This window comes from Desmospora activa DSM 45169 (genome assembly GCF_003046315.1).
GTDB classification, from domain to species: domain Bacteria; phylum Bacillota; class Bacilli; order Thermoactinomycetales; family DSM-45169; genus Desmospora; species Desmospora activa.
This window is the reverse complement of record NZ_PZZP01000001.1, coordinates 1,229,420-1,242,088: the sequence shown is the minus strand read 5'-3', so window position 1 is coordinate 1,242,088 and position 12,669 is coordinate 1,229,420. Positions and strand designations below refer to the sequence as shown.

Sequence of the window (12,669 nt, the reverse complement as noted above, 5' to 3'; positions counted from 1 at the left end):
TTGAATATAGTCTAACTTTTGGCGCCTAGCTTACTCTCTGTCCCCTGCAGCAGCCGCTTAATGTTGGCGGAGTGACGGATAAAAGCCATAACCGTGATCACAAAGCTAAGATAAACGTATGAAGTCGGATAATCAAACAGAAAAATGGCAATCGGCAAACCTGCGGCAAACAGCAATGATCCCAGAGAAACATAACGCGTGATCAATATGGCGAAAATCGCGACGGCACCAGCCACCAGGGCCGCGGTAAGCGTTAGCAGTGCCGTCACCCCGATCGTGGTAGCGATCCCTTTTCCACCGCGGAATCCAAGAAAAATAGGCCAGTTATGACCCACGATTGCTGCAATCCCGGCACTCATCATCCAAGTCGGTTCTCCAGTCAGAACCCAAGCCAATCCTACCGCAACCATTCCTTTCACCATGTCCAACAAAAAGACAGCCAGTGCCGGTCCTTTTCCCACTGTGCGCAACATATTGGTGGCACCGGCATTTCCACTGCCTTGCGTACGAATATCGGTTCCGCGGAGGATTTTTGTAATCCAGAAGCTAAAACTGATTGAGCCCAACAAATAAGCGAGCCCAATTGCCAATGCCTCTCCCACCTCTTCTCCCTCCTCTCTTCTAATCTTTATTCTTTTTTCGCAACATCAGACGAACAGGGGTACCTTTAAAGCCAAAAGCTTCCCGCAGTTGGTTCTCCAGATAACGGATATAGCTAAAATGAAACAGCTCCGGTTCATTGACGAACAATACGATTGCAGGGGGTTTTACCGCTACCTGGGTTCCATAAGAGAACCGTGCCCGCCGTCCCTTTGACGTCGGAGGCGGAGTCGCCATCACCGCATCCTGTAGCACTTGATTCAACACTGAGGTGGAGATCCGCAGCGCATGCTGCTCCGCTACTTCCTGCACCATCGGCAACACTTGCGCAACCCGTTGTCCCGTTTTTGCCGAGATAAACAGGATCGGAGCGTAATCCATAAACGAAAAATGATCCAGCACTTCCCGGCGAAAGCGGTTCATCGTCTTTTCATCTTTTTCTACCGCATCCCATTTATTGATGACAAACAAAACCGCCTTACCCGTTTCATGGGCGATCCCAGCCACGCGTTTATCCTGTTCCGTTACCCCCTCCTCTCCATCCAGAACCACCACAGCCACATCGGAGCGATCAATAGCGCGAAGAGCACGGATCACACTGTATTTTTCCGTGGATTCATATACCTTCCCTCGCTTACGCATCCCGGCGGTATCGATAATGACAAAATCCTGGCCCTCACGTGTGAGCGGCGTATCGATCGCATCTCTTGTCGTTCCTGCCACTGAGCTTACAATGACACGCTCTTCTCCTAAAATCCGATTGACCAAAGAAGATTTACCCACATTGGGCCGGCCGATGATCGCCACCCGAATGGTATCGTTATCATAAAACTCCTCCATTGCAGGAGGAAAATGGGCAATCACTTGATCCAACAGATCCCCGGTCCCCGTCCCATGCAAAGAGGAAAGGGGGATCACCGCTTCAAAGCCCAGTTGATAAAACTCATACATCTCATCATAATGCTTCACATGATCGAGCTTATTTACCGCCAGTACTACCGGTTTTTTGGAACGATGCAACAGGCGGGAGACTTCCTCATCCGTAGCAGTAATCCCTTCGCGGCCATCCACCGCAAACACGATCACATCCGCCTCTTCAATCGCCAATTCCGCCTGTTGGCGAATATGATCCGTCACTTCGTCCGCCTGCCCAAACTCCAAGCCGCCCGTATCAATCAGGTGAAACTCGCGCCCGGACCAATCACCGCGGCTAAAGATCCGGTCCCGGGTTATCCCCGGTTTATCTTCCACAATCGCAATCCGTTCACCGGCAATCCGGTTAAACAAGGTGGACTTTCCAACATTGGGTCGCCCCACAATCGCAACAATAGGTAAAGTCATTAGTATGTCTCTCCTCAACCGTCGGAGAAAACTCCCTCCCGCTTCAACAAAATGTGCAAGCTTGCCATCATGATTCTACCACACGTGATTCGCAAATCATAACCCATCTCCATATAAATCCCGTTTTACTCCATCCACCAATGCCAATAACTTGGGGTAACTTCGCCGGATCCCCCAAGCCGCTAACGGCCGTCCCACAGCTGGCCAACCGTAGTGTCGAGATAAGGAACCGCCCACTTTGGTCAACCAGGTAATGGAATCCAAAGCTCTTACCAAATGGAACCCTTCCGCTCCGTGAATTTCCAACATCGAGCGTAATGCCCGCACTCCCGCTTCCCAATGATGCCCAAATCCGACGGTATACACCATAGTGCCGCGTTGATCTTCTCCTTTGAAAAAAAGCGTTCCAATCTCCTCCGAGCGAGCGCGATCAAAATCCGGCAGATGTAACACTTCCTCTTTGGTAGGCAGCCGCTCCGTTGGAAGCCGTCCCAAGTGAATGGCTGCCGCCACTACTGAAGAATGGGCACTACCGTAACAATGGTAGATTAAACGCTTTGTCATCCTTTTCCCTCGCTTTCACCAAGCGGGTATATCCCCGGCGAAATTTTCGCCAGGAATTGATTGACGGCGCTGAAAGGGACACGTTTATAAACTGCCAACGGTGAGAATCACCTTGGATCAATGGAAGTAAATGATTCCAAACGCGAATCAAAATAGCGGGATCTCCCGGAAAACCACACACATACCATTTTTCATCCTCATCGGTTTTTACGGGGCAGAGAACACCGGGCTGCGACCAGGAAAATTCTTGTCCTTGCCCCCATTTCATCACCTTCTCTACCGGTGGAGGGTAACCCTCTTTTCCCCATCGATCCCATGCCGCCGCCAACCAGGCTCCCGCCCCGTGATCGCTGCTGATATAGATACGATTCATCATCAATGTCTCACAATAATCATCGTGTCGGGATTTAATTGATGGGCCATGCCGTCTAGGATTTTCTCCAACAAAAACGAGAGTTGTTCCAACTCCTCGCGATCGCTGGCGAAAAAAATGGGAGCCCCACCTCCGACCGAAGTTGATTCCAACGCAATGACGGCTAAAATCTGATTTTGCAGGATCACGTTCACAGAATCACACCCTTTTCGATCAGTCAGCGTATCTTAAAATGCTTTTCTGGTCTCTCCGTCGGCATACGGACAGCACTTTCCAATACAGGCACCTTTTTAATCACTTGAATCACCCGTTCAGGATCCCGATTTTGCGGTAACACCAATATTCCCAGCCTCCCATCATCCAGATCCAACTTGGACAACGGAACCAGAGAGGGTTCCCCCGTATCCCGAAATACCCCCAACACAGAAGACACATCAAATAAAATCGCTTGTCGTTGTCCGATATTGGCTAACGTGAGGGCACAATTTCTATTTTTCGGCGTTGCAACCACCCCTACCCCCTGTTCCATAATGCGATCGCGGTTATCTTGTAAGCCGATATTCATCAGATAAATATTATCGACATACAAGTTGGCACCTTCCATTCGCAACGGGGCCAACGACACATCCGCAATATGCTCCAAATACTTGCCCGAGCGCAAGTAACCAGCCGCCACGATCGCCACCACTCCAACCGCAATTCCCCCGTACCAGTGTGCCAGAACGACGGTGAGAGAAACGAGAAACGCGGATAATATCACAAGATAATTACGCCCCTCAAATACCAGGGCGATTCCTTCGATATAAGAAGCTCCCCGTTGTACCAGCTCCATCTCATCCAGCTTTGATAAGGTTTCCCGTTCCATATTGCGTACATCGCGAAACTGCTGTGCCGCCAACACCAGAAATGTGATGGCGGTATAATCCTTTGTCAATAAAGCCGGTACAGCGATCGCTCCCAACCCCGCTGCGATAAATCCCAAAGATAAATGGATGATTTGCCCGTGCAGGTATGTGGGATATTGGCGGTAATCCGTTCGCAGCAAACGGATTCGCACCATTAGACCGGCGATCACACCGATGATAATCGCCCATGTATAGGTCCCCATGATGCCTTCACTCCCTTCGATACTCAGCTGGAAGGATTAGGATTCCCCATACGGACACTTATCCAGCGTAAGGCATAATGGAACAGAAAAATGCCGCTCAACACCAGCCAAAACCGATCAAGCCATGCACTTTCCCCCAAAATGACGGGGGAGAGCTCATCGCGATGAATCAGCAAGCGCAGAAACTCAGCCAACATTGTCCCTCCACCTCCGATCAACATCCGCTCATACAAGCAGGTGGATGTTATCATGGCCACCGGCAACGTGATCGCCAGCCACGTTCCCGGAATATCCCCCCAACTAGTCGACGATTTCAACCATAACCACTCCTGCAACAACAACAGACAAGAGCTGACCATCATCAATGCAGCAAACACGGCGACACTTGAATTGCTTCGTACCCCTCGCCATAAAAAAGGAAAGAAACCGAGCCACAACAGGGTTCCGATGTGAACAACCCAAGTTCCCAACGGTACATAAGCAAATGTTAAACTGCTTTGCAGCAGCATGAATACCCCCACTATCCCACGGGAGATTGACAAATCCTTTTCTAATCCCTGAAACCATCCCGTCTGCACAAGAACGGCCAAGGACAACGCTGCTATTAAAGCCATACTACCCGGCACCCACAAGGTTACGACTCCTCTCTCTGTTCGTTCATGGGTTAGTATGGCTGGATACCATCCGTTTCACACAAAAAAACAGACCGCTAATCGCGGCCTGCTGCTGTATCACTCTTTACTTTAAGCGACGAAGCTGATCCCCAAACACATCGCCCAAGGTAACGTTCATGCTGTTGTTTTGATCCAGATTTTCGATTTCCCGACGGTCCTCTTCTTGCTCTGCCTCTTTGATGCTGAGGCTGATCCGTTTTTGTTCCGGTTGCATATCGAGGATTTTCACTTTTACTTCCTGCCCTTCTTCCAATACTTCGGAAGGGGTGGAAATGTGACGACGGGAAATCTGAGAAATGTGAACCAATCCTTCTACACCTTCATACACCTCAACAAAAGCGCCGAAGGATACCAGCCGCTTCACTGTACCGGTAACCACATCACCGGTTTGAATCGCTTCAGAGACACGTTCCCAGGGTCCTGGTTGAGTTTCCTTGATGCTGAGGCTGATCCGCTCATTCTCTGCATCCACCTTCAGCACTTTCACCTTGACTTGATCCCCTTCGGACAGTACCTCAGCGGGATGTTCTACCCGGTTCCATGCTAGCTCGGATACATGGACCAGACCATCGACCCCACCGATGTCCACAAACGCCCCAAAGTCGGTCAGCCGTTGAACAGTACCGTCCAACACCTGATCTGCTTCCAAGCTGTTGAGGATCTCCCCTTTTTTCCGTTCCAGCTCTTCTTCCAGAACGGCTTTACGGGAAAGGATCAGTTTGTTTTTGACTGGATCGATTTCGATCACTTTAAGAGTCAGCGTCCGCCCTTTATAATCGGAAAAATCTTCTACGAAATGGCGTTCCACCAAAGAAGCGGGAATAAATCCGCGAACACCCAAATCGACGACCAGACCACCTTTTACGACATCGGCGACGGCAGCTTCCAGGTTTTCGCCGCTTTCAAACTTTTGTTGGAGTTCATCCCATGCACGATCAGCATCGACCGCTTTTTTGGAAAGAACCAGTTTATCTTCTTCATCATTGAGGCGGATCACTTTTACTTCCACCTCATCCCCTTCAGCTAAAACATCGGATGCTTTGTCCACGTGCAGGCTGGACAGTTCCGAAATCGGGATGACACCGTCAAATTTGTAGTTGACATCAACCAAAACTTGATTATCATCCACTTTAGTCACTTTTCCTTTGACTACATCACCGCGGTTTAGCGGGGCGACTTCCGCCATTTCGGATTTCATTTCTTCCACCATGACGACAACCTCCTCATTTACCTGCAAACTGATCATCCAAATTTATACTCCCTGATAGAGGGAGAAAAACAAGTCAACGACTCACCATTGGAAAAGGTGAGCTTGTAACGATCCAGTCATGCGAGCGTCTTTCGACTCTGACCTTAAATGGATGTTACATCAGGGTAGGTTGACCACTACCCGCACTCGACCAGGCCTGCTGACCGAGATCCTGCACAAGGTACTCAACTTCCCAAAGGTGCAGAATATTTATAGCTTCAGTAGAGCATTTCCTACTGTAACTCCCTAGAAATTCATTTGTCGGAACAGCTTATCGTTGTTCCTGTAAAGCTCGGATCTCGTTCATCACCCGATCCGTCACTTCTCGCACCGATTGGCTGTTGGTGCGATCTTGACGATAAACGGATAGATCGATCGGATCACCAAAACGGATGCGAAGTTTACGGAAAGGGCGATAAGGACCGATAATCGCCGCCGGAACGACCACCGCCTCACCCCTTAGGGCGATAAATGCAGCACCGGTGTGCGCCTCACCCAAATCCCCAGTTTTAGAACGGGTGCCTTCGGGAAACACACCTAAGAGCTTCCCCTGCTTTAACAGTTCCAGCGAAGTCTTTAGCGCCTGTCTGTCGCTTTTGCCCCGACTGATGGGAAAAGCGCCAAAGCGATGGAGCAACCAGGAAAGTACCGGAATGCGGAACAGCTCTTCCTTCGCCATAAAGTAAACTTGACGGTGAAGCGACGCCCCAACTAATGGCGGATCCAAATTATCGATATGATTGCAACAGAGAACAACAGGCCCTGTAGCGGGAACTTTCTCTTTTCCGATCACTTCCCACCGGAAAAAAAAGAAAAAGAAGAGGTAAAAACACCGGCGAAAAAATCGATACCACATCTTACTCCCCACCGCCCACTTTGGTTCGACTCAGATCCAAGATCGCTTGAACGACTTCAGGAATCGTAAGCCCTGTCGTATCCAGATGTACCGCATCATCAGCCGGTTTAAGCGGGGAATGCTGCCGGTTTCGATCTTGTTCGTCCCGATAGCGAATCTCTTCTTTTAACTGCTCCCAATCCAGCTGATACCCTTTTTGCACCAATTCATTGTATCGACGTTGGGCTCGTTCTTCGATGGAGGCGGTGAGATACACCTTTAACTCGGCAGCGGGCAGGACATGGGTGCCGATATCACGCCCGTCCATTACAACCCCGCCTTCCTCGCCCATCTCCCGTTGTTTCTGAGCGAGGATCTTTCGTACCTCTGGATTTCCCGCCACCGCTGATACATGTGTTGTCACCTCTGGGGTTCGAATTTCCTCGGTTATGCGTTGGCCATCGACAAAAACATCCAGTTCTCCATCTGCGGGTGTTAATGCGATATCCATCTGGTTGGCCAAACGGGCAACCGCCCCTTCATCGGTTACATCGATCCCTCGCTTGAGAGCTTGGAGGGTGACGGCCCGGTACATGGCACCGGTATCAACATAGGTTAAATGTAATTGCTGGGCAACGAGACGAGCGACTGTACTTTTTCCAGCTCCCGCCGGACCATCGATCGCAACTGATATTGACCTCATAAACGACAAGTTCCTCCAAAAACGGGATAAAAAATCGAGCAGGATTGGCCTGCTCGATTTGGATGAACAGTATTTGATTCATCTCAGTATCAAGGTTGATTCCCAAACGGAAACCTGCGGCCAGCAACATGTCACGGATTTAGTAATCCGCTATGTATTCCTTTGTGAGAATTCTTTGTGAACGCCTCTCATAACCACCCCACAAGAGTGGTTCCGGCTATTCCCTTGATTTTGGGATGACCGTTCGTTTGCGAAAGGAACTCTTCCCGTCGCTTACCATTACCATATCACAAAGTATCCCTGCATGCAACGCCAGATCTCGTTTTTTCGAGGTTAAAAAGCAATCTGACCCGCTCCGAGAGAGTGCGGGTCAGAGGATTTGTTATAAGCGGTTTTGATCCGCTTCTTTAATCTTTTCCACTTTCTCTTCTTCGCCGTTCTGTGCATTGATAAACACGCGATACGGGCTTTTGCCCAGGTTACCCATAAACTCATAACAGAGCGTTTCCTGACCATCGTCATTCAAGATAACCGCCAACCGGCTCTCCTTCACCTTTAGGCGAGGATTTACATTTTTCCGAGCATCCGCTTCGCTGATAGTGGGCTTCGTGTTTCGCTTTTCCTTGAAATTGAACACATAATTCTCCGCTTGATACCCTAACACTTCACCGTTATCCATCGCGACTTTTACGACGAGAGTCTCAGGATAAATCAAGGCCTTATCCTGTTTGCGCATAAAGGTAAAGGAGGCGGTGTTACCCACATCGTCGTATGCCGTCGCCTCCATCTGCGGATATCCCAGTTGATCCAAGAATTCAATTCCTTTTGCCTGCGCTTCTTCCAGCTTTAGCTTTCTTTTTTTAACGGTGCGGTCATTCATCATCCACACCACATAATTTCCTGTTGTCGTCAGATCGAAATGGCTTTCTCTGTTTCCTCGTTTGGCACGAACACTGTAAGTTTCATAATCCCCTTTTCGGTTTTTGACTACATCCATGCCTTTCGTTTCGGACAGATCCAGAATATCGGCCACTTTCTCCTTGGCGTCTTCCGGCGTAGCCATTTTTCCTTTTAACTTGGTATAGCGATTACGTTGTGCCGCTTTTGCGTTGTTCATCGTCGGGCCCCAGTCGATTTCGTCAAGTCCCTCGGATAATTTATCCACTTGTTTAAAACCGTCGATAATGGAGTTATCCATTTTTTTATCTTCCGATGCCATCGCCATTTCGACATCCATCCAGCGCAAATGTTTGGTCAGCACTTGATTTTGCACTTTTTGCAGATCGTGTTGCACCGTATTGGCCCGTTTATACAAGGTGCGAAGAGTTTTGTATTCTTTTTCCGTCAACGGTTCACGATCCAAATCCCGCACACCGACCCGATAGGTGAAGTTCCCTACATTCGTCAGGAAATCCTCTGTTTTATCAAAAGGGATCAAGGTGAGTGGTAGCTGACCGATATCGTTCTGGGCCGAATAACTAAGACGCCACACATTGGTCATACAGGTGGATAGTTGGCGACGCGTGTTTAAGGCTAACGCTTTGCCCAGTTCATCCTGTAGTTTGTCCATATGGAAGTTTAGATCGTGAAAAGCACGCTGATACTGATTTTCTGATTTAATCAGTAAGCTGTTTTTATCCTGATTCTCCTGATAGCCCCAAAAGCCTAACCCAATAATGGCAACCAAAGCTACGGGAAACAGAACGGCGGCGATCCGTCTATACACGACAGAGTCACTCCTTTGTTTCTTGAAGTATGGGGAAACCGGGTATCCCACCGAAAGAGAGAAAAAACCATCCGCTCCCGGTTTTCGTGGATAGTCTGAGCAGCCTTGCCAACATTTATGCAAATAAAAAAGACGCCCACCGTTCCAGCCATAAAGAAAAAAGCCACACTTCTTTGAAGAAGCGTGGACATTTATGGAAGGGGTTTTTGAAAAGCAAAGTGCCTTTGCTGTGCCACTCAGCGGATAAAAGATCCAATGATGGGATAATCGAAGCGGCGATCTTGCAATGCTCTAATTATCCCGATAATCGGGGCGATTAATCCGATCAGCCCAAAAATGATCAGAAACGGAATCCCGATCAGAACGATGGAAAAGAAATACGAAATCGAGACCAACAACCAAATCACAAAATGAAAAACAATCGCTTGCAACGACAGTCGTTTTAGGTCATCTTCTTTTGCCAGCAGCCACACGAGCAACGGGACCAAAACCGGGGCGAACCAAGTACTGGCATGAATCAATATTTTTACGACCTTCATCATCACCCCTCCTTTTTTCTAAAAAGTATTACCCATCGATGATCACCGGCACGGCCTTCCCCCAATCCATAGAAAAACGATCAAAACCCCCTTAACCGGGGGCTTTAAAGCTTTTCCGTCAGAATTTCAAATTCTGATTCGTTATTGCACAAACACTGTTTAAAGCCGGTTTCTACCCTGTCTTTTTTATAACTGCCCTTCAGTATAAATCGTTCGCCGCACTGTTTGCAGCGAATCCGTACCAAATAACGTTGAACTTCCAATCGATATCGTCCTTTCCCGTTTCTCTTTACAGTTTGGACGAAATCGGCACGCTTTAACCCCGGCAAGCGCGAATCCAATTGATGGCCGCGCTTGCCGTCAGCCGGGATCAACATACGCTGATGTTTACCCTCAACCCGTCGCCGTCTCTATCCGCTCCTGAATGTGGGCGGCGATTTTACCGCCGTGGAAGCGTCCATTTTCGATAAAGATGGAATTAGCGTCAAATCCAGCGGCAATTACACCGGCAATATACAATCCGGGCACTTCTGTCTCCATGGTATCTGAATCGTGTACCGGTGCACCGGTGTCAGAATCGATGGTGGCGCCAAGCCGGTTTAGCATCTTTGTCTGTGGATGGTATCCGGTCATGGCAAACACCGTATGGTTGGGCAATGAAAAGATTTCTCCCTCTTTTTCCAAAACTACATGCTCGGGGGCGATCTCCTTCACCACCGTATTCCAGTGCATGGTGATCCATCCCTTGTTGAGAGCACTCTCAATTACCGGCTTTACCCACGGTTTGACGCTTTTTGTAAACGCCTCCTGCCGATAAGCCATCGTCACCCGCGCACCCGCTTGATAAAGATCCATCGCCGCATCGACCGCAGAATTTTTCCCTCCGATCACCAACACATTCAAGCCGGCGTAGGGATGACCGTCCGTGTAGTAGTGATGAACTTTGGGCAACTCTTCACCCGGCACTCCCAGCATATTGGGGGAATCATAATATCCCGTCGCCACGACCAGTTTGGAGCTGTGGTATGTATGGGTGGTGCTCTGTTTTTCAGTATGGACGGCAAATCCATCCGCTTCTCGCTCAACACCGACGACTCGTTCATAGGTATTGACACGCAGAGCGAAGGCTTTCACCGCAGCGCGATAATATTTTAACGCTTCATGGCGGGAAGGCTTTTCCCCTGCTGTCACAAAGGGGAGACCTCCGATTTCCAACAGTTCCGGTGTACTGAAGAATTGCATCGCCGTGGGAAAATGATAAACGGAGTTTACCAAGCTCCCTTTTTCAATCACAAGCGGATTTAGCCCTCTTTTTTTAAGCTCAATCGCCGTCGACAACCCACATGGGCCAGCACCGATCACAATCACATCTTCCATCCAAACTCCTCCTTTTTCTCCCGAAACAGAAAAACACCCTTGTTATCAGGGTGTCTTATCTGCCTTTCCCTTATGCGAAAGACGCCCGCCTTCGGCTACACCCAACCTCTGAAGCGAGAAGCCTCTGCCATCTTTCTTACCCCAACCATATAGGCGGATAAACGCATATCCAATTTACGCGACTGCGAGGTTTGGTAGACGTTCTCAAAGGATCGTACCATGATCTCCTCTAAGCGCTTTTCCACTTCTTCTTCCGACCAGTAATAACCCTGGTTATTCTGTACCCACTCAAAGTATGAGACCGTCACACCCCCGGCACTGGCCAACACATCGGGAACCAACAGCACTCCTCGTTCCGACAGGATGCGGGTTGCGTCTAAGGTCGTGGGACCGTTGGCCGCTTCCACCACAATATCTGCCTGAATGCGATGGGCATTGGCTGCTGTGATCTGGTTTTCAACAGCCGCAGGAACCAGAATATCGCAATCCAGTTCCAAAAGCTCCTGATTGGAGAGCGTCTCTTTAAACAGATTGGTTACCGTTCCGAAGGAGTCCCGGCGATCCAGCAGATATTCGATATCAAGACCGTCTTCATCATGCAACGCGCCGTATGCATCGGAAATGCCAATCACTTTGGCTCCCACATCGTCCATAAATTTGGCGAGATAACTACCCGCATTACCAAAGCCCTGGATAACCACACGGGCCCCCTCCAGGGGAATCCCCTTCTTCTTGGCCGCTTCCCGGATCATAATGGTAACGCCTTTGGCCGTAGCCGTCTCTCTTCCCTTTGATCCACCCAGCACCAGCGGCTTACCGGTGATAAATCCAGGCGAGTCAAATTCGCGAATCCGGCTGTATTCATCCACCATCCAAGCCATGATCTGCGAATTAGTAAATACATCTGGAGCGGGGATATCCTTGGTCGGGCCGACAATTTGACTGATTGCCCGCACATACCCGCGGGAAAGGCGTTCCAATTCCCGGAACGACATTTTGCGGGGGTCACACTGAATCCCCCCTTTACCGCCACCATATGGCAGATCGACAATCCCTGCTTTTAAACTCATCCATATTGAAAGCGCCTTCACTTCGCTCTCAGTTACATCGGGGTGAAAGCGCACCCCGCCCTTGGTTGGGCCTACGGCATCATTGTGTTGAGCACGATACCCGGTAAAAACTTGCACACTTCCATCATCCATCCGCACCGGGATTCGCACATGCATCATCCGCAGCGGTTCTTTCAATAGATCAAATACATGCTCAGGGTATCCCAACTTGCCCAATGCACGTTTAATAACCGTTTGTGTAGAGACAAGCACATCGAGATTTTCATCGGTTGACCGATTGGGCGTATCAGACTGCTGTTCCATCCCTAACCACCTCAAAAAAGTAAGATCCCATGAATCCATACAACAGTATACAACATTTGGCGGGGGAAAGAGAATACGAAACTTTGAACAGTATACCCGCTTTTCTTCATGGGGCAATCATGGTATGAATGAAAGAGGCTCCATTTCGATATGATTGTAAATGTTGACCTGTTTTTACCATTCGATAATCGAGGAGGAAACGGAAGC

General features: G+C 49.2%; 15 protein-coding genes. All 15 read right to left on the bottom strand.

The window, feature by feature from the left end:
* Nucleotides 1–11: 11 nt before the first annotated feature.
* The gene (plsY, locus tag C8J48_RS06115) at nucleotides 12–602 is read right to left on the bottom strand and encodes a glycerol-3-phosphate 1-O-acyltransferase PlsY (RefSeq protein ID WP_211316595.1); all 591 of its coding nucleotides are present in this window, start codon (nucleotides 600–602) and stop codon (nucleotides 12–14) included.
* 19 nt (nucleotides 603–621) lie between these two features.
* Nucleotides 622–1,941 carry a ribosome biogenesis GTPase Der gene (gene der / locus C8J48_RS06110; RefSeq protein ID WP_107725439.1) on the bottom strand — a complete coding sequence of 440 codons (1,320 nt, stop codon included), beginning with the start codon at nucleotides 1,939–1,941 and terminating at the stop codon, nucleotides 622–624.
* Between the two features lie 96 nt (nucleotides 1,942–2,037).
* On the bottom strand, nucleotides 2,038–2,505 hold the full coding sequence (locus C8J48_RS06105; protein ID WP_107725438.1) for a DUF3189 family protein: 468 nt from the start codon (nucleotides 2,503–2,505) through the stop codon (nucleotides 2,038–2,040).
* A complete protein-coding gene (locus C8J48_RS06100; protein ID WP_107725437.1) occupies nucleotides 2,471–2,878 on the bottom strand; it encodes a hypothetical protein in 408 nt (135 codons plus the stop codon). Before C8J48_RS06100 ends, C8J48_RS06105 begins: the two co-directional genes overlap by 35 nt.
* 2 nt (nucleotides 2,879–2,880) lie before the next feature.
* Nucleotides 2,881–3,072, bottom strand: a complete 192-nt coding sequence (locus tag C8J48_RS06095; RefSeq protein ID WP_425430446.1) for a capping complex subunit for YIEGIA — start codon at nucleotides 3,070–3,072, stop codon at nucleotides 2,881–2,883.
* 23 nt (nucleotides 3,073–3,095) lie between these two features.
* Nucleotides 3,096–3,986 carry a YIEGIA family protein gene (locus C8J48_RS06090; RefSeq protein ID WP_107725436.1) on the bottom strand — a complete coding sequence of 297 codons (891 nt, stop codon included), beginning with the start codon at nucleotides 3,984–3,986 and terminating at the stop codon, nucleotides 3,096–3,098.
* A gap of 23 nt (nucleotides 3,987–4,009) precedes the next feature.
* Nucleotides 4,010–4,618, bottom strand: coding sequence for a hypothetical protein (locus tag C8J48_RS06085; protein ID WP_107725435.1), 609 nt, complete (start codon nucleotides 4,616–4,618; stop codon nucleotides 4,010–4,012).
* Nucleotides 4,619–4,724: 106 nt separating this feature from the next.
* Entirely contained in the window at nucleotides 4,725–5,870 is a 1,146-nt protein-coding gene (gene rpsA, locus C8J48_RS06080) for a 30S ribosomal protein S1 (RefSeq protein ID WP_107725434.1), read from the bottom strand.
* Nucleotides 5,871–6,180: 310 nt separating this feature from the next.
* Nucleotides 6,181–6,765, bottom strand: a complete 585-nt coding sequence (locus C8J48_RS06075; protein ID WP_107725433.1) for a lysophospholipid acyltransferase family protein — start codon at nucleotides 6,763–6,765, stop codon at nucleotides 6,181–6,183.
* 1 nt (nucleotide 6,766) lies between these two features.
* Nucleotides 6,767–7,447 carry a (d)CMP kinase gene (gene cmk, locus C8J48_RS06070; RefSeq protein ID WP_107725432.1) on the bottom strand — a complete coding sequence of 227 codons (681 nt, stop codon included), beginning with the start codon at nucleotides 7,445–7,447 and terminating at the stop codon, nucleotides 6,767–6,769.
* Nucleotides 7,448–7,829: 382 nt separating this feature from the next.
* A complete protein-coding gene (gene ypeB / locus C8J48_RS06065) occupies nucleotides 7,830–9,173 on the bottom strand; it encodes a germination protein YpeB (protein ID WP_170105215.1) in 1,344 nt (447 codons plus the stop codon).
* A gap of 236 nt (nucleotides 9,174–9,409) precedes the next feature.
* Complete coding sequence (locus C8J48_RS06060; RefSeq protein WP_245891077.1) at nucleotides 9,410–9,712, bottom strand: magnetosome magnetite crystal formation protein family; 303 nt, start codon at nucleotides 9,710–9,712, stop codon at nucleotides 9,410–9,412.
* A gap of 104 nt (nucleotides 9,713–9,816) precedes the next feature.
* Complete coding sequence (locus tag C8J48_RS06055; RefSeq protein ID WP_107725429.1) at nucleotides 9,817–10,089, bottom strand: hypothetical protein; 273 nt, start codon at nucleotides 10,087–10,089, stop codon at nucleotides 9,817–9,819.
* A gap of 16 nt (nucleotides 10,090–10,105) precedes the next feature.
* A complete protein-coding gene (locus C8J48_RS06050; protein WP_107725428.1) occupies nucleotides 10,106–11,089 on the bottom strand; it encodes a YpdA family putative bacillithiol disulfide reductase in 984 nt (327 codons plus the stop codon).
* 95 nt (nucleotides 11,090–11,184) lie between these two features.
* Nucleotides 11,185–12,462, bottom strand: coding sequence for a Glu/Leu/Phe/Val family dehydrogenase (locus tag C8J48_RS06045; protein WP_107725427.1), 1,278 nt, complete (start codon nucleotides 12,460–12,462; stop codon nucleotides 11,185–11,187).
* Between the last annotated feature and the right edge of the window lie 207 nt (nucleotides 12,463–12,669).

Bases quoted from the DNA above. Each gene is read 5' to 3' on its own strand.
- cmk (WP_107725432.1), bottom strand. From the start codon at position 7,447: ATGAGGTCAATATCAGTTGCGATCGATGGTCCGGCGGGAGCTGGAAAA.
- C8J48_RS06055 (WP_107725429.1), bottom strand. From the start codon at position 10,089: ATGTTGATCCCGGCTGACGGCAAGCGCGGCCATCAATTGGATTCGCGC.
- C8J48_RS06105 (WP_107725438.1), bottom strand. From the start codon at position 2,505: ATGACAAAGCGTTTAATCTACCATTGTTACGGTAGTGCCCATTCTTCA.
- C8J48_RS06060 (WP_245891077.1), bottom strand. From the start codon at position 9,712: ATGAAGGTCGTAAAAATATTGATTCATGCCAGTACTTGGTTCGCCCCG.
- rpsA (WP_107725434.1), bottom strand. From the start codon at position 5,870: ATGGTGGAAGAAATGAAATCCGAAATGGCGGAAGTCGCCCCGCTAAAC.
- C8J48_RS06050 (WP_107725428.1), bottom strand. From the start codon at position 11,089: ATGGAAGATGTGATTGTGATCGGTGCTGGCCCATGTGGGTTGTCGACG.
- C8J48_RS06090 (WP_107725436.1), bottom strand. From the start codon at position 3,986: ATGGGGACCTATACATGGGCGATTATCATCGGTGTGATCGCCGGTCTA.
- C8J48_RS06075 (WP_107725433.1), bottom strand. From the start codon at position 6,765: ATGTGGTATCGATTTTTTCGCCGGTGTTTTTACCTCTTCTTTTTCTTT.
- der (WP_107725439.1), bottom strand. From the start codon at position 1,941: ATGACTTTACCTATTGTTGCGATTGTGGGGCGACCCAATGTTGGAAAG.
- C8J48_RS06100 (WP_107725437.1), bottom strand. From the start codon at position 2,878: ATGAATCGTATCTATATCAGCAGCGATCACGGGGCGGGAGCCTGGTTG.
- C8J48_RS06045 (WP_107725427.1), bottom strand. From the start codon at position 12,462: ATGGAACAGCAGTCTGATACGCCCAATCGGTCAACCGATGAAAATCTC.